Source organism: Methanolapillus africanus (genome assembly GCF_032714475.1).
Classification (GTDB): Archaea; Halobacteriota; Methanosarcinia; order Methanosarcinales; family Methanosarcinaceae; genus Methanolapillus; species Methanolapillus africanus.
Map to the genome: position 1 here is coordinate 92,065 of NZ_JAWDKD010000003.1, position 20,376 is coordinate 112,440.

A 20,376-nucleotide genomic window follows, 5' to 3' on the forward strand; every position below is an offset into this window, starting at 1 on the left:
ATTATGTCCGGACAAATGGGACAACCGATTTTCATTTTAAGCGAAGGCAGCAAAAGAACCCGCGGTTCTGACGCTCAAAACAACAACATTATGGCCGCAAAAGCGGTTGCGGAAGCTGTCCGCACTACGCTCGGTCCGAAAGGCATGGACAAAATGCTCGTCGACTCCATGGGCGACGTCATTATCACCAACGACGGCGCGGCCATTTTAAGAGAAATGGACATTGAGCACCCGGCGGCCAAAATGATCGTCGAAATCTCAAAAACCCAAGACGCCGAAGTCGGAGACGGCACCACCACCGCCGCCGTTTTGGCCGGCGAACTTCTCGCCAACGCCGAAGCGCTTTTGGATGAAGGCATCCACCCGACCATCATTTCCGCCGGCTACAGAATGGCGTCCGCCAAAGCCCAGGAAATCGTTAAATCCATCGCGATTGACGTTTCCGTTGACGACGTCGACACTTTGACCAAAATTGCCGCCACCGCCATCACCGGAAAAGGTGCGGAATCCCACAAAGACAAATTATCCGACCTCACCGTCAACGCGGTTCGCGCGATCGTGAAGAAAGACGCCAACGGCAAAACAGTGGCCGACACCGACAAAATCAAAGTCGAAAAGCGCGCCGGCGGCAGCATCGGCGATTCCGAATTGATCGACGGCGTCATCATTGACAAAGAACGTGTCCACCCGAACATGCCGGACCGGATCGAAAACGCCAAAGTTCTCCTTCTCAGCGCCGCCATCGAATACAAGAAGACGGAAGCCAAATCCGAAATTAAGATCACCTCGCCGGACCAAATGCTCGGCTTCATCGAACAAGAAGAAGCGATGCTCAAAGAAATGATTAAAAAAGTCATTGACTCCGGCGCCAATGTCGTTTTCTCCCAAAAAGGAATCGACGACCTCGCTCAATATTACCTCGCGAAAGCCGGCATCTTGGCCGCCCGCAGAATTAAGAAAAGCGACATGGACCGCTTGTCCGAAGCCACCAACGCCAAAGTCGTCATGACGATTGACGAAATCACCAAATCCGACCTCGGCGCCTGCGGCCTTGTGGAAGAACGCGAAACCTCCGGCTCCAAGATGATTTACGTCACCGAATGCCCGGGCACCAAAAGCGTTTCCATATTCCTGCGCGGCGGAACCGACCACGTCGTTGACGCGCTCGACCGCGCCGTCGAAGACGCAATCCGCGTCGTCGGTGTGGCCATCGAAGACCAAAAAGTCGTCGTTGGCGGCGGCTCTCCGGAAATTGAAGTGTCCTTGCGCCTTCAAGAATATGCGGCAACGCTTTCCGGCAGAGAGCAGCTCGCTGTTTCCAAGTTCGCCGAAGCCCTTGAAGTGATTCCGCAAACCTTAGCCGAAAACGCCGGTCTTGACCCGATCAACATGCTCGCTGAAATGAAAGCCGAGCACGAGAAAGGCAACAAGAATGCCGGTCTCAATGTTTACGCCGGAAAAGTGGAAGACATGTTCAAAAACAACGTCGTCGAACCGCTCAGAATTAAAACGCAAGCCATCAATGCGGCCACCGAAGCCACCATCATGATTCTCAGAATCGACGATGTCATCGCTTCCGCAAAAGCAGCGCCGATGCCGCCGGGTGCCGGCGGAATGGGCGGCATGCCGCCGATGATGTAATGTCAAATTACAAAATCAAAAATCTCTGAAAAGCAAATGAACATTTTGTTCATTTCTTTTTCTCCATCTTTTTTTATCTGTTTTTCAGTTTCGATTTGTATCTACTGTTTTCAGTTTCAACTTGTATCTACTGTTTTCTGTTTTTAAATTTCGGTCTGCACCTACAGTTAACTGTTTTATTAATTTGCAGCTTGCACCTTTTGGTTCCAACAATACAGTTGTTACTTGTTCCGATATTGCACCTATGGATTCTAACAATACAGGTATAGCTTCGCTCAGTTTTGCACGTGTTGCTGCTGATTGCATCTTTCCGAGGCTGTATCCGCTTAAACAGACGCAAAGCGTCTGTTTAAGCGGGGTGGTTTTGCTTGATAAAAATAAAAAAAGGAGCCCATCAGTTATAAAAAGTCAAGAAAATGTGTCGTCATAACGCGCGCGCATGCCACCCGCAAAAATAAAACTCAAAAAAGAAAAATATAATATGCAAAAAAATGAAAAAGAAATTTCAATCCAACGGCGTTGAATTGAAACGAAATTCTTCTCTTGATTGGCTTTCGCCGGTTTCTTATGATTCTTCGATCTCGTCGGGATCGTTCATGGCGATGGTTTGACATGCGCATGACGTTCCCGTCGTGTTTTCGATTACCTTTTTGACACAACCTGTACAGTAAGCCATGATTTCTTCCAAGGAACATTCGGCGTCGATGCCGGCTGCGCCGCTGTGTCCGCCTCCGGTTCCGTTGTATTTCTCACCGATTTCTTCCATCATTTTTCCGAGGTTGACGCCGGACGCAATCATGTCCCGCTTCGCCCGTCCGCTCACACGCACGCTGTTATCGTCTTTGACGGAGCCGACAAAGGCCACGTCTGCTCCGATGTTGGTCAGCATGGACGCGGCGGCGCCGCCGTAGGAGCTGACGTAAGTCGTTGCGATGAGGCGCTCGTCGACGCGCTCCAATTTGCAGCGCATGGCAGCTTTGAGCATGGCGATTCGAATGGAAACGTCTTGCGGCGTTGCGGCCATGAGCTCCAGCGCGTCAAAGTAGTCGACGTTGCTTTGGATCATGATGTCCGAGAGCGTTTTGAACGTATCGGCGTTGGCGTGTTTCAGATGCCCGGTGTCGGTAATGATTCCGGTAATCATGGCGAGTCCCATTTTTTCCGAAATCGGAATGCCGGCGCGGTTGAGCATCCGGAAGATGATTTCAACGGTGGACGTCGATTCTTCGTGGATGAAGAATTTGGCGTCGTCGAGAAGCGCGGTCGTCGCGTGATGGTCGATGAGACAATAGTTTTCAAACTTCATGTCATTGAGCTGTCCGCGTGTGGATGTGTCCAGAACGACCGTCAGATCGTAATCTTTCGGGTCCGGGCACATGACGACGGGGATGTCTAATTTTTCGACCAAGTTGCTGGCGACGCGGTTGCAGTCGTCGACGATGCCGACGGTTCCGCCGACGGCTTCAGCGAGCGTAAAAGCGCTGCCGATGGCGTCGGGGTCGGCGTTTCTGTGGCAAACGTAAAGGATGTTTCGATAATCTAAAAGGCGACCCAAGAATTCAGTGTCTGTAACCCTCATAGATTTCACGCGATTTAGTTCGAGTCCGGTGATTCGATCATGCTTTGGAGCTGTTCCTGTAGCTGTTTAAACCGGGAGTTCAAACGTTCTTCCTGGCGTTCGATGGATTGAATCCGGAGCGACAGCGTTTCTTTTTTCTCGGTCAAATCGTCCAAAAGTGTTTTTTTGTCGGATTTCACCATCAGTTCGCCGACGGACTTGTAAACGACAGCGTCGTCAGCGGCCTTGTTTAATTCCTCGATCGCCATTTCGGTTTCTTTGATCATGACGTCGGTTTGGGATTTTTGCATCGCGAGCGTTTGCGCTTGCTGTTGAACTTGCTGAATTTGTGCCACTTGATTTTGCACTTGCGGAGATATTTCAGAACTCATAATAGGTTTCACCTTGACAACTAGAAGCGCACTGAAAGATTTTAATGTTTCTACTCAAAAACAGAAAAATTGTTTTTTTAACCGTGTCGGAATTTTGATGTTTTTGGGAGCGGCGGCACCACGCGCGCGCTATGGCAAAAATTCCGTCGCTTCGCTAGGAATTTTTCAAGGGCGGTGGGAGGCTGAATCTGCTGGTTCGCTTCGCGAACGGCTCCCTTTGGTCGCTATTCTTTTTCTTTTTTTGAGGATGCCACGCGCGCGTTATGGCGACACATTTTGAGGTGAAAATCAAAATCCATTCCATCATTTTTATTTTCAACAAACATGTGTGTTCAATTTTGGACTGTTTTTTTGTTTGAGTCTGTCATGTTATTTTCTGTTCCCGAGAAAGCCACCCCGATCAATCAGACGCGTACTGCGTCTGATTGATCGGGTTTCCGCAGATTTCTGGAAATCGGATGGCAGATACAACTCAAAACAGTCAACAGAAGATGCAACTCAAAACTAATAACAGCAGGTACAGCTCAAAACTAACAACTGAGGATGCAGCTCAAAACTAATAACAGCAGGTACAGCTCAAAACTAACAACAGCAGATGTAGCTCAAAACTAACAACAGCAGGTGCAGTTCAAAACTGAAAAATAGAAATTAAAGACGCACACGTGTTCAAGTTATTTTGAAAAATATGGTGGGATAGCGCGGATTTAAACCGCGGTCCGAACGTCCCGAACGTCCGAGGATGGATCAGGCTACCCTACTATCCCAACTGATTTATTTAATGAAAGGGTTTTTTAAAAATTATTTAATTCGCTCGTCTTTTGTCTTATCCTTTCGATGGGGTAACGCGGATTTGAACCGCGGTCTAAACGTCCCAAACGTTCAAGGATGGACCAGGCTACCCTACTACCCCGAGCGAGTAGCCATAAGAACACGTTATAATTTATAAAGATTTCGACCGCAAGGTCGTTTTTGTTACGGTTCGGCGGTTTGCTTCCATCTTTTGTAGACATCATTATCGACGCCGAGCAAATCCAAAGCCCGTCCGGTCATGATGTCGTACAAATCGTCAATGGTTTGCGGCTTTCCGTAAAATCCGGGTGACGCCGGCATGATGGTGGCACCGGCTTTTTTGGCCCGCACCATGTTTTCCAAATGAATCAGATTGAGCGGCGTTTCCCGCGTCATGAGAATGAGTTTGCGTTCGTCTTTCAAACAAACGTCGGCGGCGCGCGCCATCAAATTGTCGGCAATGCCGTTGGCGATTTGACCAAGCGTTTTCATGCTGCACGGCGCAATGATCATGCCGGCCGTTTTGTAAGAACCGCTGGCAATCGGCGCGGTAAAATTGTTTTCATCGTGAACATAGTCCGCCAATTTTTTGATGTCGGCCGGATCGCGGCCGGTTTCAAGGCGGATGATTTCTTCGGCGGCTTTCGTCATCACCAAGTGAATCTTGATTTGTTCTTGGCCGGTCTTTTCCGCCGCCTGATTCATCCGGCCGATAATCTCAAGCAAACGAATACCATAGCCGGCGCCGGACGCCCCGCTGATTCCGATGACGATTTCCATTTTATCTTCCTGTTGTCAATTTAAAAAATAAGATTCGAACAATCCATTCAATCTGCTCAACACATTTAATGCGTGTGCTTTGAGTTCATTGAATTCAATTTGATTTCGTCCCGAATGCATTTGATGTATTCGTTCACCATGCTTGTACACGTTTTTTCGATATCCGAAATCTCTTCCAAGGTGATGTTTTTCAAATGAATGCCGGCGGCAAACAGCGTCGTCTTTTTTGTTTCCTTACTGATGACGCGGGCGCCGTCCAAGGCGATTTGTTCTTCCCGGTGTCCGGGCGCGCTGATGACGGATGAATTGGCGATGTTCGTTTCATCGTCATAATAACCGAGAGCCACCGCTCCGATATGTTCTTCGCCGCCGGTCAGCAAAATAAGTGTATCATCGCCCACATACCTTTTTTCAAGGACCAATGTAATTCGGCCGATGGTTTTTATAATTTTCATGAAATCACCTGGATTTTTATATAATTTGTTGAATGAATTATATAAACGAAATATTAGGATAAAAATTTGATGTTCGGACTTGAAATTCCGTCCTCAATATTTTGTTCAATGTTTTATTCAAAATTTTATCCTTTCCATTATTTCATTGATTATCTCGTCGTTTTCAAAATTTCAAATTCACAGGTTTCCGTATCGTAATTGTGAATGTCGCCCGTTTCCAGTTCAAAATACCAGGCGTGCAGGGAAAGCTTATCGTTGTCCACCCGCTGTGCAATCCACGGAAAAGTCATCAAATTTTCAAGCGACAGAATCATCGCCGCCTGCTCGCACACCTTGCATTGAATCTCAAACGGCTTTCCAACCATTTCTTTTTGAACGATTTCCTTGGCCGGCAGCGCGATGTCCATCCAGCTGTTGATAAATTCGCTTTCAACTTCCTGCTCATCGTTTTCTGTCATCAGCAAATTAATGCCGCTGCAGGAAGAGTGCCCGAGAATAATGATATGTTCCACATTCAAGAAGCGGACCGCATATTCAATCGACGAGCTGACGCCGTGGAATTTGGTGTCGGGCTCATACGGCGGAATCAAATTTCCGACGACGCGAACCACAAAAAGGTCTCCCGGTTTGCAATCCGTCAAAATGGCCGGGTCGACGCGGGAATCCGAGCAGCCGACCACCAAAACTTTCGGCGTTTGCCGGAGACATAATTTTTCATACAAAAGGTCGTCCGATTCAAAAAAACGGCGGTGAAAGCGGCGAAAACCGCGGACTAATGTGTTTAAATCTTTCATCGTCCCCCTCTAACGGCTAAGTCCTATATATATAACTCCGGTAAAATAAAAATAGCTGTCAAAGAAAATCAAAAAGTCAGTTCCATTTTTGAAAAATCGAATGAAAAGGTGTTGCTGTAACGCGCGCGCACGTGCCCGTCAAAAACGAAAAAATGAACGGATGATACGAAAAACAGAAAGACCAAAGAAAAAGACAAAATTTAAAAAGACAAACCCCCTTCGACCATTATGAAATCTTCACTTCCGATTACTGACAACCACATTCACATTGACCTCGTCCGTGGAAAAGGACTGGCCGCTGTTTCCGAGTTCAAAAACGCCGGCGGAACGCACATGTTTTTGGTGACGCTGCCGAGTTGGTATTTGGGCGTTTCCGTCAAAGAAAAAAACGATTACATTTCTGTTTTTGAAGAAACCATTCAAACGGCTGAAACGATACAAAAAGAAACCGGCGTCGTCGCGTTTCCGGTTCTCGGTATTCATCCGGTTGAAATCATGCACTTGTCGGAAGAAATCGGCGTCAAAAACGCCGTTGACGTCATGTGCGGCGGTTTTGACATTGCCGCCCGGTATGTTTCGGAAGGCAAAGCGGTTGCCATTAAAAGCGGGCGCCCGCATTATCCGGTTTCCGATGAGATTTGGGACGCGTCCAACATTGTGATGTGCCACGCTTTTGAATTAGCAAAAGACCTCAAATGTGCCGTTCAGCTTCATGTTGAAGACATGACGGCAGACAGTTTGGCAAGCATTGCGGCCCTTGCCAAAGCTTCTGGCCTTTCAACGGAAAAGGTTGTCAACCATCATGCAACGCCGCTCGTCGCCGAGGCGGAAAAAGTCGGTATTTTTCCGAGCGTGACGTCCGGTAAAGATTCCATTGAAACGGCATTGGAACAAGGATCCCGGTTTTTGATGGAAACAGATTATGTGGATGATCCGCAACGTCCGGGTTTTGTTCTCGGACCAAAAACCGTGCCGCGGAAAACCAAAAAATTGATTGAAATTTATGGCGAAGAGCCGTTTTGGAAAATTCATCAAGAAAACCCGGGCCGGATTTACGATGTGGACATTGAATAAAGATGGGCGTTGTTTTTGATTTACAGTTTGTATCTGCTTTTCTAACAATACAGGTTTTTCCAAAAATTCCGTCGCTTCGCTAGGAATTTTTCAAGGGCGGTGGGATCCCGAATTGGCGAAGTTCGCTTCGCGAACGGCTCCTTCCGGTCGCAGCAATACAGTCTTTTCCTGATCCGATTTTGCAGCAATTGTTTCCAACAATACAGGTTTTTCCTGATCCGTTTTGTAGCAACCGTTTTCAACAATACAGTTTTTTCCTGATCCGATTTTGCAGCATTTGTTTCCAACAATACAGGTTTTTTCTGATCCGTTTTACAGCAGCTGTTTCTAACAATACAGTCTTTTCTGATCCGGTTTTCAGCAACTATTTCCAACAATACAGTCTTTTTCTGATCCGTTTTACAGCAGCTGTTTCTAACAATACAGTTTTTTCCTGATCCGGTTCAGTAACCGTTTCCAACAATACACACATTGCTTTGCTCATTTTTGTATCTGAAGTTTCCGACTGCATCTTCCCGCTCTGCGATATCCGCTTAAACAGACGCAAAGCGTCTGTTTAAGCGGGATGGTTTGTTTGATACAAAAAGGAACACGAAAGATTCGCTTACTTGATTCAAAAAGAAAAATCGAGGAATCTTTTCGCTTGACGCCAAAATGAAAAAGTGTCGCCGTAACGCGCGCGCATGCCGCCCGCCAAAAAATAAAAAAAGAATCGGAAAAGAATTTCCGATTACAAATTCAGTCGCACTTTTTGGTCACAAGGAACCAAGAAGCGCAGTTTTTGGTGCTGTCGGACTTCCAGCCGTCCCGTTCTTGGGCTTCCTTGAAGGTCGACGGCGCGCCCATGACGACATCGTCTCCGGGCTGCCAGTTGGCCGGCGTTGACACGTTGTCGGCGGCATTTTTCTGAAGCGCTTGGAGAAGGCGTTTGATTTCTTCCATGTTGCGTCCGGCCGACATCGGATAGTAAAGGATGGCTTTCACTTTGGCTTTCGGGTCGATGATGAAAACCGCGCGAACGGCCTTTGTGTCGGAGGCACCGGGCTGGAGCATGCCGTATTTTTTGGCGACTTCCATCTTAATGTCGGCAATGACCGGGAATTTCACTTCCACGCCTTTTGAACCCTTGTATTCGATGTTGTCTTTGATTTCCTTGAGCCACGCGATGTGAGACGTGATGCTGTCGATGGAAAGACCGATAAGCTCGGCGTTGAGTTTGGAGAAGTCGTCCGCCATTTTCGCAAAAGTAATAAATTCGGTGGTACACACCGGGGTGAAGTCAGCCGGATGGCTGAATAAAATGACCCATTTTCCCTTGTAATCTTCCGGGAAGTTCATCGGGCCGTTCGTCGTGTCTGCTTTAAAAGCCGGGGCGTCGTCGCCGATTAACGGGAGCGAAACGCCGCTGCAGCTGCATCCGCAACCGCAATCACATTTATTTTCTTCTGTCATTTTTGTCACCTGATTATTTTGGGTGTCGTTTTTTTAATAAAGTATAATCTCTTGAATTTTATTTAAATCTTTTTATTAAAATTATTTAACATTTACTGAACATACTCCGACAGTCCTCTTTATCCTCTTAATGCTGCTCATGTTGTCGTTTTCAAAAATGATTTCCTTTCATATATATGTTTTTCGATTTTGAAAAAATAAAAATCTTTAACAACAAAGCCAATTGCTGTTTAATATTGGAGATGATCAAATGTCCTTTCATTTTTCAAAAAACATGTTTGCATCTGTTCACCGATTCACCGGTGAGCTTTATCATGGAACAACTAAAGAAAATGCAGCGAAAATTCTTCAAGATAATTTTACAGTTTCAACCAAAAGCTCATTACATTTAGGAAAAGGCGTTTATTTTTTTGACAACGAAATGTACGCCGTTTGGTGGATGATCCGCGGCGATATTTCAAAAAAAATTGAAACGATTGCCTGCGAAAAAAATGCTGAGTCTGATATTGACTCTGACTTTTGCCGTGAAATTCACAAATATTTTGAAATGAAATTTGGTGTTATATCCGTTGTTTTTCAAGATATTCGATATTTGGATTTAGATAATCCAAAAAACAAAGAAATTGTCGCCAAAGCTTATAAAAAATTCCAACAAAAAAATGAAATGAAAACCGAGTTAAAAGATTTTTCGATTTATGACTATTTATATGATCATTCAGCTGTCATGAATCAATATGATATGTTTGTTTTAACAACAAATTTCTATAAGTTTGGAAATCGCCATGATTTAAATCGGTTTCATTTGGATATGCCTTATAAAATTTATTGCGTCAAAAACACCGGACTGTTCCAAAATAAGACTAAAGTTTATATATCACTAGAAATTATCCGTAAATGTCTTAAATTTATGATTCTAAAAGAGAAAATTTATGGGAAAAGGAGGCGGACAAAAATGGAAAATGTAAAAAATGAAATCCATGAAACGACTGGTCAATATCGGATCAAAGCAGAATCAGAAGAAGACGTTTTGGGAGAGGATTTTCTCCAAGAAGTTCAGGAATTACTGGACAATATGACGTTGGAAGAATTCTATCGCGTATTGGATGAATACGGTAACAGTGATGATGACGTCCCGTACGGTCCCTTCTTTATGAGCTGTGCCGATTATGAAAGACTCAAAGGTAAAGATCCGGCCGAAATTGTGAAAGAACTGGGTTGGTAATTTACCAACCGTTCAAACCATTAAACTGTTCAGTCCGATTTTGTCATCCGGTCCGCAGCATCATGATCAATTAAAATTGAATCCTGAAACCAAATAAATTCAAACTGAACTAAATAAATCTAAATTTATTTTTATAATTTAATTTTTTCTTTTTTTATTTTTATAATATTAATCTTTCCTTTGAGTTTATATAGAAAAAAGTCCTATTATATACCGTAGCGATTTTTCTTTTTCTCTTTTTGCGAATTCCAGAAATCATATCGCTCCTTGGCTGTTACAGCCCACAAAACGAAAAACAGAGGTTCTTTAAATTTATGATTATTACGAAAGCGAAGCCGATTGATGAGATTTTGCCGTTCTTGGACGGAAAAGAACGGATCTTCATCATCGGATGTAACGTCTGCGCGGCGAAAATGAAAACCGGCGGTGAGCCGGAGGTTTTGGCCCTCTCAGATTATCTCACGGGCGCCGGCTATCATGTCATTGGCTGGGCTCTTCCGACCGCTGCTTGCAGCGTCCGCTCCTTCGATTCTTTGGCGGAAAAAAACAACAAAATAAAAGAAGCCGACTGCATTTTGGTTATGGGCTGCGGCAGCGGCACATCCGTTATCGGATCTTTAATCGATGTTCCGGTGACCGGCACCAATAACACTTTGTCCCTCGGCGGACAAATCGGGTCCGCGTCCATCGACCATTTGTGTACGCTTTGCGGCGACTGCAACATTGGCGATTACAGCGGTATTTGCCCGAACGCCTGCTGTCCGAAATCTCAGATCAACGGTCCGTGCGGCGGGTCCAAGAACGGAAAATGTGAAGTGTCCAAGACGAGCGAATGCGTTTGGTACTTGATTGAAAAAAAGATGGATACGCTTCATACGCTTCCGATTTTGACGAAAATTAAACCGCCGAAAGACCATTCTCTTTAAGCGGCTTGTTTCTCATATTTTTAAATTTTTGTTTTGATTACTCTTCAACAACAACTTTGGTTGACGTCCATGGTCTTAAAAAGCAAATTTCATGAAAAACTCCTTTCGGATCAATTCCTCATTACCGGCGAGGTTTCACCGCCGAAAGGCACTGATGTTTCCGCGCCGCTCAAAAACGCGGAACTGATTCATACGTTTGCGGACGCCATCAACGTAACCGACAACCAGTGCGCCACAATGCACATGTCGTCTTTGGCTTTTTCCCGTCTGCTGGTTGAGAAAAACTACGAACCGATTATGCAGCTGACGTGCCGGGACCGGAACCGGATCGGTCTTCAGGCCGATTTGCTGGGCGCGTCCGCGCTCGGTATTTCGAATTTGTTGGTGATGAGCGGCGACCATCCGGCCACCGGCGACCATCCGAAAGCGAAAGCCGTTTACGATTTGGATTCCGTTCAATTGCTGAAAACCATCAGCCAAATGAAGGAAGGCGCCGACATGTCCGGCAGCCGGCTCAACAAAAGTCCGGCGTTTTGCGTCGGGGTTGTGTCCAATGCCGATCCGAATGAACGCCTTCAATTGATGAAATTGGAGAAAAAATTGCTGTTTGACGTGGATTTTATTCAAACGCAAGCCATCTTCGATATCGAAAAATTCAAGGAATTTTTGGAAAAAATCAACGTTTACGATATTCCGATTCTGGCCGGTATTATTCCGATCCGGTCGATCAAAATGGCCGACTATATGAACAATCATATTCCCGGCATTTCCATTCCGGCCGACATTCGGGAACGGATTGAATGCGCCGAAAACCCGGAAGCAGAAGGAATACTCATTGCCGCCGAACTCATTTACAAGTTAAAATCCATCTGCCGGGGCGTTCACATGATGCCGGTCGGACCGCACACCAACACCAAACTTGTTCTTCAAAAAGCCGGCGTTTTGGAGTGAACCTTTTTGAAATGAACCAACTTTTTAAAATAACCGTTTTTTCGCCGTCATTGTTTTAAAGTTGATTTGACGTTTCATTTGTTGTCATTTCTGTTTATTGTTCGTTTATTATTTATTCATCATTTGTTATTATTCATCATTTGTTATTATTCATCATTTGTTTGTTATTTGTCATGTGTTATTTCTTCAGTTTGGATTCAGATTCCAATAATTAGGACTTGTTAAATTATGCCTTTTGACGCCTCTTCCTCTTCAATTTCCCCGCTTATGATTTTCGGATTGAAGAGCGCTTTAATTCATCCGCACGATGATATTTTTAATATTTTATGTGATTCGCTCAACACGGCCGGATTGAATTTTGAAGACGGCGACGTCTTGGTCGTCGCCGAATCGGCTTTGGCTACCGCTGAAAACCGGGTCGTTTCTTTAGATTCCGTTCGTCTCGGAGCCGTTGCCGAAAAGTATGCCGGTTTAACCGGGCTTGACGCGCGCGAAATCGAATTGATTTTGCAGGAATCCGATGTCGTTTACGGCGGCGTTCACGGCGTTTTGCTGACGCTTCGGGACGGTCTCTTGTGTCCGAACGCCGGTATTGATAATTCAAACGCGCCGGACGGTTCCGTTATTTTGTATCCGGAAGATCCGTCGAAAAGCGCTCAACAGATTGTGAAATCTATTTTTCAAAAATTCGGTAAACAGGTCGGCGTGATTGTTGCGGACAGCCGAACGCAGCCGCTGCGTCTCGGATGTACGGGCGTTGCCATCGGCGCCGCCGGATTTGACGCCGTGACGGATAAACGGGGCGAAAAGGATTTGTTCGGAAAACCGCTTCATATTACACGCATTGCGGTTGCCGATATTTTAGCGTCCGCCGCCGAAGCGGTCATGGGCGAATGCGGTGAATGTGTTCCGTTTGCCTTGGTCCGAAATTCGTTTGCCGTCATGAATCCGGAGGCCATCGGCGTGGAAACAATCCCGGCCGACGACTGTATGTATCTCGGTATCTTGAAAAATAAATGAACTGTTAAAAAATACGCTGAAAACGAATCGAAACAAATCAAAAAGCAAAACGGATAACAGTCTAATTTCAAAAAAGTTTATCTATGATTAGTCTTTATTATTCATTATTATTTATAATAAAAAACATGAATCAAAAGGGTGGTAACGATGAGTTTAGAATTAATTGATTTTTCAGCAACTTGGTGCGGTCCTTGCCGTATGCAAAAACCGATTCTTGATGAATTAGAGAAAAAGTATGCCGACAAAGTGAATTTCAGAGTCGTCGACATTGACGAATTGCCCGACATGGCTCGGGCATTCAATATTCATGCCGTTCCGACACTGGTTGTTTTGGTGGACGGCAAAGAAGTCAGCCGCTTCGTCGGTGTTTCATCCAAGGAAAAATTAGAAACCGAAATTGGAAAGTATCTTTAATTTGATATTTTCCCGTTTTTACTTTTTTATTCCGGTCGGTTATTTTCTGATCTTTTTTGTTTTGTTAAAATCGCCGCCGCCTGTGTTTATGAATGCGGCCGCCGCTGCCGTCAAAAATCACGGATTGTCTTTTTGCTGCTCGTTTTTAAGCCCGATCGCCCGGCATCTCCGATTCGCGCAAAATTCGATTTCTTCCTTGTCCGCTTCTTTATTTTTGAATAAATTCCATCCGCAAACATCGCATTTTTTATCCAGAACGGTCAGCCGTCCGGTTTTCGGAATTGACTGCGTATGCCCGCACTTCTTGGAGCAGGATAAAAACCGGTTATCGGACAGGCGCACCAAAACCATTTGACCGTCTTTGCATTTCGGGCACGTACCGACGGTTTCGGGCGGGTCGCAAACATCTTTTTGATCGCAGTTAAAACACGGACCAACACCGACCGCCCAGTTGTATTTTTTGCCGACGTCCATGACGGCGACGCCGCCTTTGGGACACTTTTTGGACCGTAAAAATGTGAGCGCGCCGGTTTTCGGAACGGGATACGTCTGCGAACAATCCGGGTAACCGACGCAGCCGACGAATCGTCCGTTGTCGGTGGTAATGAGCCGCAGCGCATTGCCGCAAACCGGACAGACGCCGACGTAATTCTTTTTGTCGCTTTCCGCCGCTTCGCTTTTGATGCTGCCGGCCAGTTTTTGAACCAAACGGTCTTTGTTGGCCGTTAAGTCGCCGTACATTGTTTTAATCAGCGTGGTTCCTTTCAAAAGGGCGTCATTCATGGTGATTTTGCCGTCTTCCACATCCTGAATCAAATTTTCGATCTGGGAGCGGATTTCGGGGCGAATCACAATCGGGACGGCCGTGTCCAAACTTTCCATCAACATGTAGCCTTTGTCCAAAATCGAAATGGTCTTGCCGGACGTTTCAAAGTAGCCGCGCTTTTTGTTTGTTTCAATGTGCGTCGGCGCCGTCGCTTTGGTTCCGATGCCGTTTTTATCCATCAGCGTCAGCAGTTCGCTTTCCATTAATTTTTTCGGCGGTGCGGTCTTTGACGACATGTTTTGGATTTTTTTGACAAACAGGACGTCGCCTTCTTCCATTTGAGGCAGCATTTTGTCCTTTTTTGTTTCGTAATCGTAAATCGACAGCCAACCGCTTGATTTTTTCATGGAGCCGGTGACGTCGAAGAGTTCGTCTTTGATTTTGATGTCCAGTTTTGTCTTTTCAAAAACGGCCGGCGGCATTAAGTTGGCGATAAAATGGCGGCAAATCAAATCGTAAACCGGATAGGCACCCGGCAAACTTACTACTTTTTCCACATCGGACTGCGTTGCGCCCCGGATCGGATAAATCGGGGGGTGGTCTTTGGCGTCTTTGGGTCCGTTTTTCGGAACGACTTTTCCGCCCGTTTCCCGAATCAGCTGTTCGATTGTTTTGGAATAAGACGGATTTTTGATCAGGTCCGACAGAATCGGCATAAATTCAAAATCCGGTGCGTACATGTTTGTTTCCGTTCTCGGATAACTGGTAAAGCCGGAGAGGTATAGCTGCTCTGCGATTTCAAGCGATTTCTCCGGACTGATGTTTAAGAATGAGGAGGCTCGTTTTAAAAATTCGGTGGTGTTCAGCGGGACCGGCGGCGCTAAGCTTTGTTCTTTCACGGATTTTTTGTCGACGACGGCTTTTCTCTCGCCTTTAATTTGTTTGAATATCTCGTCCGCTTTTTCTTTTTCGGAAATTTGTCCGGAGCGGTGCGTTCCCTGAAACTGCGTGTCCGATTCGGCTTTTTTTGTCCGTTTTGGTTTTGTTTTCCCGTCCGCCCCGTCGGTTTCAATCATTTCGGTCGGTGTGTCTTCATTTGTATCAAAATCGGCGAGGATTTTCCAGAAGTCTTTGGGTTTAAATTCCCGGATCGCTTTTTCCCGGTCGTAAACAAAACCGCAGGTGGGTGTTTGGCAGGGACCGATGGACAGCACTTCTTTCGTGTACGCTTTTTCGCGAACGGATAACGTCACATAACGTGTGAATGCGGCGCCCATTTTTAAATCTAAAATTTGACGGGTTTCGGCGGCCATTGCAAGGTTTGTGTCCGGCTCGCCGGGGTGGTCAAATGCTTTTTCAATTTCAGCTTTTGAAAAACTGGAATAGCGCGCCCGTTTAATCGGGGCGGTTGACACCCGTTCAGCCAGCTCTTTGGCTTCAAAGCCGATGTTTTCCCCTTCACGGTCGTAGTCGCACGCCAGAATAATCAGATGCGCGTTTTTGGATAATTTTTCAATCGCGTTTGCCAGATTTTCCTTCGTCACGAACTTTTGCGGATCGACGTCTAACAGCACGCCCGGATCGACTTCGTTCCAGCGGTTGTATTCTTCCGGATAATCGTAACCCATGATGTGGCCGGCGAGTCCCGTAATAAGCCAATCTTCGCCGTCGCGTTTGAATTTGTAAACGGCCGCCCCGTCGACGCGGGTTTGAGAATAGCTGCCGCTGCCCAAAATTTTGGCGATTTCTTCGGCCGCTTTGTTTTTTTCGGCAAATGCAACGACAGTCATTTTTGAAAATCCTGAATGATAAAATATTGAAGGATTAAAGCATTGATAGGTTAAAAAGGTAATTCAAGCGAGGTGAATGTAATCGTGGTCGAATGAATCCAAAAATAAGCGGCAGATGTTTTTGGCGCCGCCGTTCGCGCGCGTGATCCCGATGCGGGGGCTTTCGGAAAAAAGAAAAACACATTGTGTCAATAAAAAACAAAAAAATAAAAGTAAATCAGAATCAATGGGTGAATCACTCACCCATTTAATAGACAATCGGCATCTTTTTAGAATTCCATCCGCTGATTCCGCCTTCAATCGAATAGATTTCGGAAAATCCGGCGTTTTCAGCCGCCGCGGCAGCTCTTCCGGCGCGCACGCCGGATTGGCAATAGAAAATCACCGGTTTGGATTTGTCCAATGCTTTGAGTTTTGTTTCAAAGTCCGGGCTGTTGAAATTCATATGGACCGAATCTTGAATGTAGCCTTGGGCGCGTTCCTGCGGTGTTCGGACATCGATAATATTGACGCTTTTTTCAGTGATCAATTTTTGAATTTCAGCCGGCGGAAGTACTTTTACAGTCATGTTTTTCCCTCTGATTGAATTGAATTTTTCTATTCTTATGAATGTCAAATATGGTTTGAATTATAGTTGATTTTATATTTGAGAACAGTTATTTTAAATAAAATTTGTATGATTTATATCATTTATAATATTATATTTTATCGTATATTATTTTATGGGTTTTCAGTAGACAAGGGTTTATTTTTAGTTATAACAGATAGGGATAAAAATGGCGGAAAACGATAAAAATGAAACGGGTTTAAATGGTTCGGAGACGTCCGGCCTGCCGGAAAAAAATGAACCGGATGGCGGACGCGGCAAACGCAGCGATCCATCTTGCGCGTGCGCTTGTGATCCGGCGGATGACGACGATTATTATGTGGATGAAATCATTGAGCCGCGGATTATGAAATATATCCGGATTGGCTTGATTCTGGTTTTGATTTTCAGCATTCTCATGTTTGTTTACCGCTACATTGTCGGATTTGGCGATGAGCTGACTCTGGACGAGTATATCGAAAACGAATTTTTCTTCATGTTCTTCACGGTGGCGACGCTGGTTTATTTGTCTCTGCCGACTTTTGTTCAGAAAAAGATGAATTTCGTTGCCGACCCATGGCTGGTCATTGCGATTGTTTTGTTTATTTTCGCCGGTTCGTTTTTGGGGCAAGGGCTCGGGTTTTTCGAACGCTTCGCCTGGTGGGACATGATGCTTCACGTCATTTCCGGTGTGATTCTCGGATTGATCGCCTTTGCGCTCACGTCGGCGCTGAATGATTCTAAAAACTGCGGTTTTCATTTGAATCCGTTTTACGTGGCCATTTTCTCTTTTACGTTTGCGGTTGCCGTCGGCGCATTGTGGGAAATTGTGGAATATTCGTTCGATTGGTTTTTGGGAACCACGATGCAGTGCTGGGATCAAGATCCTTCGCTTTACATGACGGGAAAAATTTACCAAGGGGCCGGCCTCATTGACACGATGGAAGATTTGATTGTGGATGCTATCGGCGCTTTTTTTGTTTCAGCGATCGGTTATTTCTACTTGATCCGCGGCAAACCGTTCATGGAAGGAAAGCGGTTGAGAAATACGGAAAATGAAACGGAAATCAAAGAGAAGAAATACGGTTCCAGACCTGAAAAATCTTCTAAAAAATGATTGGAAAACATTTTTTCCAATTATCATTTTTTTTTTTTTTTTTTTTTTTTTTCATTTTTGGCGATCGGCATGCGCGCGCGTCACGGCATACATTTTTGTTTGCGTTTTTGAAAAGCAGAAGGTCGTTTTTTTAAATTTCAAGTAAATCAGCCCGTAAAATCAACCGAAAAATTCCGTCGCTGTGCTCGGAATTTTTCAAAGGCGGTGGGTGTCTATTTCTGTAAGTTTGCTTCGCAAACGGCTCCCTTCGGTCGCGGAAAGTTTGATTTTGCTTGTTCCAACTTCCCAAACAAACCATCCCGTAAAATCAAACGCGATAGCGTTTGTATTTTACGGATATCGCTGAACGGATACAATTCGGATAGCGAACAGCAGGTGCAAATCGGATCAGGAAATATGTGTATTGTTAGAAACAATAAATTCAAACTGAAATCTAAAAATAGTTCACTGCAGATGCAGTTGGAATTTAAAAATAGTTAACTGCAGGTGCAATACAGTATCTCAAAAAATGGGGTAGCTGCTCCCAATTTCATCTTATTTTGACAGCAATCCGCCAAGTTCCGCCCTCTTCACGCCTTCGGCGTTCAGAGGTCTGAACTTGCGGGATAACATTCGGAACAGGTGCCACGCGGCTGCAATTTGTGCGCTGTGCCGGCGCGCGCGATATGGCACCAACTTTCATAAATTGCCAAACTTCATCTCCTGCTTTAAAATAAAAACAAAATTGATCGAAATGAAAATGAAAAATAAAAAAGAATATTACATTTCTTCATACGTCTTTTTCAAAAGAAGCGCGTCGGCTTCGATGTTCGGGCTTTCGCAAATGATGGTTCCGGCGGCGCCGAATTCTTTAAACACTTTCATCAGATCACGGTAATTCATGTCCGATTCGTCCAAAAAGAGGTGGTTGCGCTCTCCTTTGGCGGTGTATTCGATGCCTGAAATGTGGCAGTGCATGGTGAGGAGGCCGTCTTTTCCGAGTTCGTTTTCGATTTTCTCAAAAACGGCGGTGAATTCTTCGTAAGTATTGTGTTTTCCGTCGCGGGCGTGGATGTGTGAAAAGTCGAAGCACGGCAAAACGCCATCCAGTCCGGCCGACATGGAAATCAGTTCATCGTAATCTCCGAATTGCGTGGCTTTGCCGGTGGTTTCCGGGCGCAGAACGGCCGGAATGCCTTCATCGTCCAAACGGGCGCGCAGCTCTTTGAGCAGATTGAAAACGCGGTCATAGACGATTTTTTTATCGTCTTTGAGGTAAAAAGCCGGGTGGAAGACGATGTTTTGCGCCGAACACAGGTTTCCGACGCGTGCGGATTCATAAATCCGCTCAACGCTGGCGGTCAATTTGTCGGCTTCAACGGCGTTTAAATTAATATAATATGGACCGTGAACGCTGAGCGCCACGCTATTTTCTTGGGCGGTTGCGCTGACGTCGGCGGCGGTTTTGTCGCTCATCCGGACGCCGTGAACGAACTCCAGTTCCATGCAGTCCAATCCCAAGGCACGCACTTGCTTTATGCCGGAAATCGTATCCGTTTTTTTGGAACTGATGGGAACGCCGGCGGTTCCGAACAGTAATTTGTCGTATTTTTTGGCTTTCGCTGCGGTCATAATTGTTCTCTCGTCTGTGATTGTTACCGGCGGTCAACGATACCGAGGTGCCGGACGATTTCTTTTCTTTTTTCCGGCGACACTTTCTCTTCGACCAAATCAAAAAAACTGTCGCGGTCGTCGTCATCCAAACTCATGACTTCTTCTTGGTTCGCCAAAACCAGGTCGGCCAAATAAGAAACTTCTTCGGGGTCCAGCCGGTCAAGCCGTTCCCGGAAATCGTCGGCGTCCTCCGCAAACCGGTGGGAAATCGGCCGGAGAATAAACGGGAATTCATGGCCGGCGCCTGAGTCGGCGTTTCCGCCGGTTTCCGGGGCAAGTTTGTGAAAAATCTGGCGGTCAAGATCCGAAAATTTGCGTCCCATGTTGTGTCTCCGATATTTTTATAGATTGGTTGTTATTTTTCAGGGGAATTCTTCTATTTAATAATTGCTTTTTAACAATTGCTTTTTAATCTTTACTTTTAATCACTGCTTTTTATTTTGAATTCGCCCTTTTTTGTCAATTTCGCCCTTGTAAATCCGGGTTGACGAGATCGGAATTTCGTCGTCGGCCATTACGAATTTCACTTCGCAAATTTGAATTTCCCGGAGGCCGTTTTCTTTTCGGATTTGATTGATTTTTTCGGCGCCTTTGCGTGTTTCCGGCGACACGACGATATAATCATAATCTCCGGCGGCGGCCGGACCGATGGGGTCGTCTATTTTTGAAATGAAACAGCAATCTTTCGGCAGATTGTATTTTTCAATCAGACAGGATGTGTATTTTTCAAGTTCGTGTTTCCGGGCGGCATAATCCGAAACGGCGTGATTCTTTTTTCCGGCCATTTCGTCCGATGTGAGTCCGATGTGAACAAGACCGCCGCCCGACTCTTTTAAAATTAAAAAAGCTTTGTCTATCAATCGGGAGTGGCCGGCGTGGAGGTACTCAAATGTTCCGCCCAAAACAACTTTGACCATGAACCGAAAACGATGCGGGTATTAAATAATCTTTTGCTTTCCCTTTCCTTTTTTGCTTTTTATTTTCTCCTTTCCTTTC

The 20,376-nt window shown here is 45.5% G+C and carries 21 protein-coding genes and 2 tRNA genes; 9 read left to right on the forward strand and 14 right to left on the reverse strand.

The window, feature by feature from the left end; all coding sequences use genetic code 11:
- Window positions 1-3: 3 nt before the first annotated feature.
- Window positions 4-1,641, forward strand: coding sequence for a thermosome subunit alpha (gene thsA / locus MsAg5_RS00935; RefSeq protein WP_338098735.1), 1,638 nt, complete (start codon window positions 4-6; stop codon window positions 1,639-1,641).
- Between the two features lie 84 nt (window positions 1,642-1,725).
- Here the strand turns inward: thsA and MsAg5_RS00940 are convergent, their stop codons facing one another.
- The 3 genes from MsAg5_RS00940 to MsAg5_RS00950 all read right to left on the reverse strand — a co-directional run bounded on the left by MsAg5_RS00940 (window position 1,726) and on the right by MsAg5_RS00950 (window position 3,591).
- Window positions 1,726-1,947 carry a hypothetical protein gene (locus MsAg5_RS00940; RefSeq protein WP_338098736.1) on the reverse strand — a complete coding sequence of 74 codons (222 nt, stop codon included), beginning with the start codon at window positions 1,945-1,947 and terminating at the stop codon, window positions 1,726-1,728.
- A gap of 259 nt (window positions 1,948-2,206) precedes the next feature.
- Window positions 2,207-3,220: a DHH family phosphoesterase gene (locus MsAg5_RS00945; protein WP_338098737.1), complete on the reverse strand. Its 1,014-nt coding sequence runs from the start codon at window positions 3,218-3,220 to the stop codon at window positions 2,207-2,209.
- Between the two features lie 14 nt (window positions 3,221-3,234).
- Window positions 3,235-3,591 carry a prefoldin subunit beta gene (locus tag MsAg5_RS00950; protein WP_338098738.1) on the reverse strand — a complete coding sequence of 119 codons (357 nt, stop codon included), beginning with the start codon at window positions 3,589-3,591 and terminating at the stop codon, window positions 3,235-3,237.
- Between the two features lie 13 nt (window positions 3,592-3,604).
- Here MsAg5_RS00950 and MsAg5_RS00955 point away from each other — a divergent pair, with 13 nt between their 5' ends.
- On the forward strand, window positions 3,605-3,871 hold the full coding sequence (locus MsAg5_RS00955; protein ID WP_338098739.1) for a hypothetical protein: 267 nt from the start codon (window positions 3,605-3,607) through the stop codon (window positions 3,869-3,871).
- 406 nt (window positions 3,872-4,277) lie between these two features.
- Here MsAg5_RS00955 and MsAg5_RS00960 read toward each other — a convergent pair.
- From MsAg5_RS00960 to MsAg5_RS00980, 5 genes are all read right to left on the reverse strand, one after another.
- A tRNA-Pro gene (locus MsAg5_RS00960) sits at window positions 4,278-4,355 on the reverse strand.
- A 71-nt stretch (window positions 4,356-4,426) separates the two neighbouring features.
- A tRNA-Pro gene (locus MsAg5_RS00965) sits at window positions 4,427-4,501 on the reverse strand.
- Window positions 4,502-4,563: 62 nt separating this feature from the next.
- Window positions 4,564-5,160 carry a UbiX family flavin prenyltransferase gene (locus MsAg5_RS00970; protein ID WP_338098740.1) on the reverse strand — a complete coding sequence of 199 codons (597 nt, stop codon included), beginning with the start codon at window positions 5,158-5,160 and terminating at the stop codon, window positions 4,564-4,566.
- A gap of 65 nt (window positions 5,161-5,225) precedes the next feature.
- The gene (gene lpdD, locus MsAg5_RS00975; protein ID WP_338098741.1) at window positions 5,226-5,615 is read right to left on the reverse strand and encodes a prenylated flavin chaperone LpdD; all 390 of its coding nucleotides are present in this window, start codon (window positions 5,613-5,615) and stop codon (window positions 5,226-5,228) included.
- 149 nt (window positions 5,616-5,764) lie between these two features.
- Window positions 5,765-6,409, reverse strand: coding sequence for a carbonic anhydrase (locus tag MsAg5_RS00980; protein WP_338098742.1), 645 nt, complete (start codon window positions 6,407-6,409; stop codon window positions 5,765-5,767).
- A 228-nt stretch (window positions 6,410-6,637) separates the two neighbouring features.
- Between MsAg5_RS00980 and MsAg5_RS00985 the strand changes: the two genes are divergently transcribed.
- A complete protein-coding gene (locus tag MsAg5_RS00985; RefSeq protein WP_338098743.1) occupies window positions 6,638-7,483 on the forward strand; it encodes a TatD family hydrolase in 846 nt (281 codons plus the stop codon).
- Between the two features lie 738 nt (window positions 7,484-8,221).
- Here the strand turns inward: MsAg5_RS00985 and MsAg5_RS00990 are convergent.
- The gene (locus tag MsAg5_RS00990) at window positions 8,222-8,935 is read right to left on the reverse strand and encodes a peroxiredoxin (protein ID WP_338098744.1); all 714 of its coding nucleotides are present in this window, start codon (window positions 8,933-8,935) and stop codon (window positions 8,222-8,224) included.
- Between the two features lie 274 nt (window positions 8,936-9,209).
- On the opposite strand from MsAg5_RS00990, the gene MsAg5_RS00995 reads away from it, so the two are divergent.
- The 5 genes from MsAg5_RS00995 (at window position 9,210) to MsAg5_RS01015 (ending at window position 13,468) form a co-directional block, all read left to right on the forward strand.
- The gene (locus tag MsAg5_RS00995; protein ID WP_338098745.1) at window positions 9,210-10,157 is read left to right on the forward strand and encodes a hypothetical protein; all 948 of its coding nucleotides are present in this window, start codon (window positions 9,210-9,212) and stop codon (window positions 10,155-10,157) included.
- A 314-nt stretch (window positions 10,158-10,471) separates the two neighbouring features.
- A complete protein-coding gene (locus MsAg5_RS01000) occupies window positions 10,472-11,083 on the forward strand; it encodes a methylenetetrahydrofolate reductase C-terminal domain-containing protein (RefSeq protein WP_338098746.1) in 612 nt (203 codons plus the stop codon).
- Window positions 11,084-11,152: 69 nt separating this feature from the next.
- Window positions 11,153-12,034, forward strand: coding sequence for a methylenetetrahydrofolate reductase (locus MsAg5_RS01005; RefSeq protein ID WP_338098747.1), 882 nt, complete (start codon window positions 11,153-11,155; stop codon window positions 12,032-12,034).
- A gap of 228 nt (window positions 12,035-12,262) precedes the next feature.
- Complete coding sequence (gene cofE / locus MsAg5_RS01010; RefSeq protein WP_338098748.1) at window positions 12,263-13,054, forward strand: coenzyme F420-0:L-glutamate ligase; 792 nt, start codon at window positions 12,263-12,265, stop codon at window positions 13,052-13,054.
- Window positions 13,055-13,201: 147 nt separating this feature from the next.
- Window positions 13,202-13,468 (forward strand): thioredoxin family protein, encoded by a 267-nt coding sequence (locus MsAg5_RS01015; protein ID WP_338098750.1) that lies wholly within the window; start codon window positions 13,202-13,204, stop codon window positions 13,466-13,468.
- 117 nt (window positions 13,469-13,585) lie between these two features.
- On the opposite strand, the gene MsAg5_RS01020 is transcribed toward MsAg5_RS01015, so the two are convergent.
- Window positions 13,586-16,024, reverse strand: a complete 2,439-nt coding sequence (locus tag MsAg5_RS01020; protein WP_338098751.1) for a DNA topoisomerase — start codon at window positions 16,022-16,024, stop codon at window positions 13,586-13,588.
- Between the two features lie 247 nt (window positions 16,025-16,271).
- Window positions 16,272-16,592, reverse strand: coding sequence for a rhodanese-like domain-containing protein (locus tag MsAg5_RS01025; RefSeq protein ID WP_338098752.1), 321 nt, complete (start codon window positions 16,590-16,592; stop codon window positions 16,272-16,274).
- Window positions 16,593-16,800: 208 nt separating this feature from the next.
- Between MsAg5_RS01025 and MsAg5_RS01030 the strand changes: the two genes are divergently transcribed.
- The gene (locus MsAg5_RS01030; RefSeq protein ID WP_338098753.1) at window positions 16,801-17,727 is read left to right on the forward strand and encodes a DUF2238 domain-containing protein; all 927 of its coding nucleotides are present in this window, start codon (window positions 16,801-16,803) and stop codon (window positions 17,725-17,727) included.
- A 759-nt stretch (window positions 17,728-18,486) separates the two neighbouring features.
- On the opposite strand, the gene MsAg5_RS01035 is transcribed toward MsAg5_RS01030, so the two are convergent.
- From MsAg5_RS01035 to MsAg5_RS01045, 3 genes are all read right to left on the reverse strand, one after another.
- Window positions 18,487-19,338 (reverse strand): TIM barrel protein, encoded by an 852-nt coding sequence (locus MsAg5_RS01035; RefSeq protein WP_338098754.1) that lies wholly within the window; start codon window positions 19,336-19,338, stop codon window positions 18,487-18,489.
- A gap of 23 nt (window positions 19,339-19,361) precedes the next feature.
- Entirely contained in the window at window positions 19,362-19,703 is a 342-nt protein-coding gene (locus MsAg5_RS01040) for a hypothetical protein (RefSeq protein ID WP_338098755.1), read from the reverse strand.
- Between the two features lie 102 nt (window positions 19,704-19,805).
- The gene (locus MsAg5_RS01045; RefSeq protein WP_338098756.1) at window positions 19,806-20,297 is read right to left on the reverse strand and encodes a phosphopantetheine adenylyltransferase; all 492 of its coding nucleotides are present in this window, start codon (window positions 20,295-20,297) and stop codon (window positions 19,806-19,808) included.
- Window positions 20,298-20,376 lie beyond the last annotated feature (79 nt).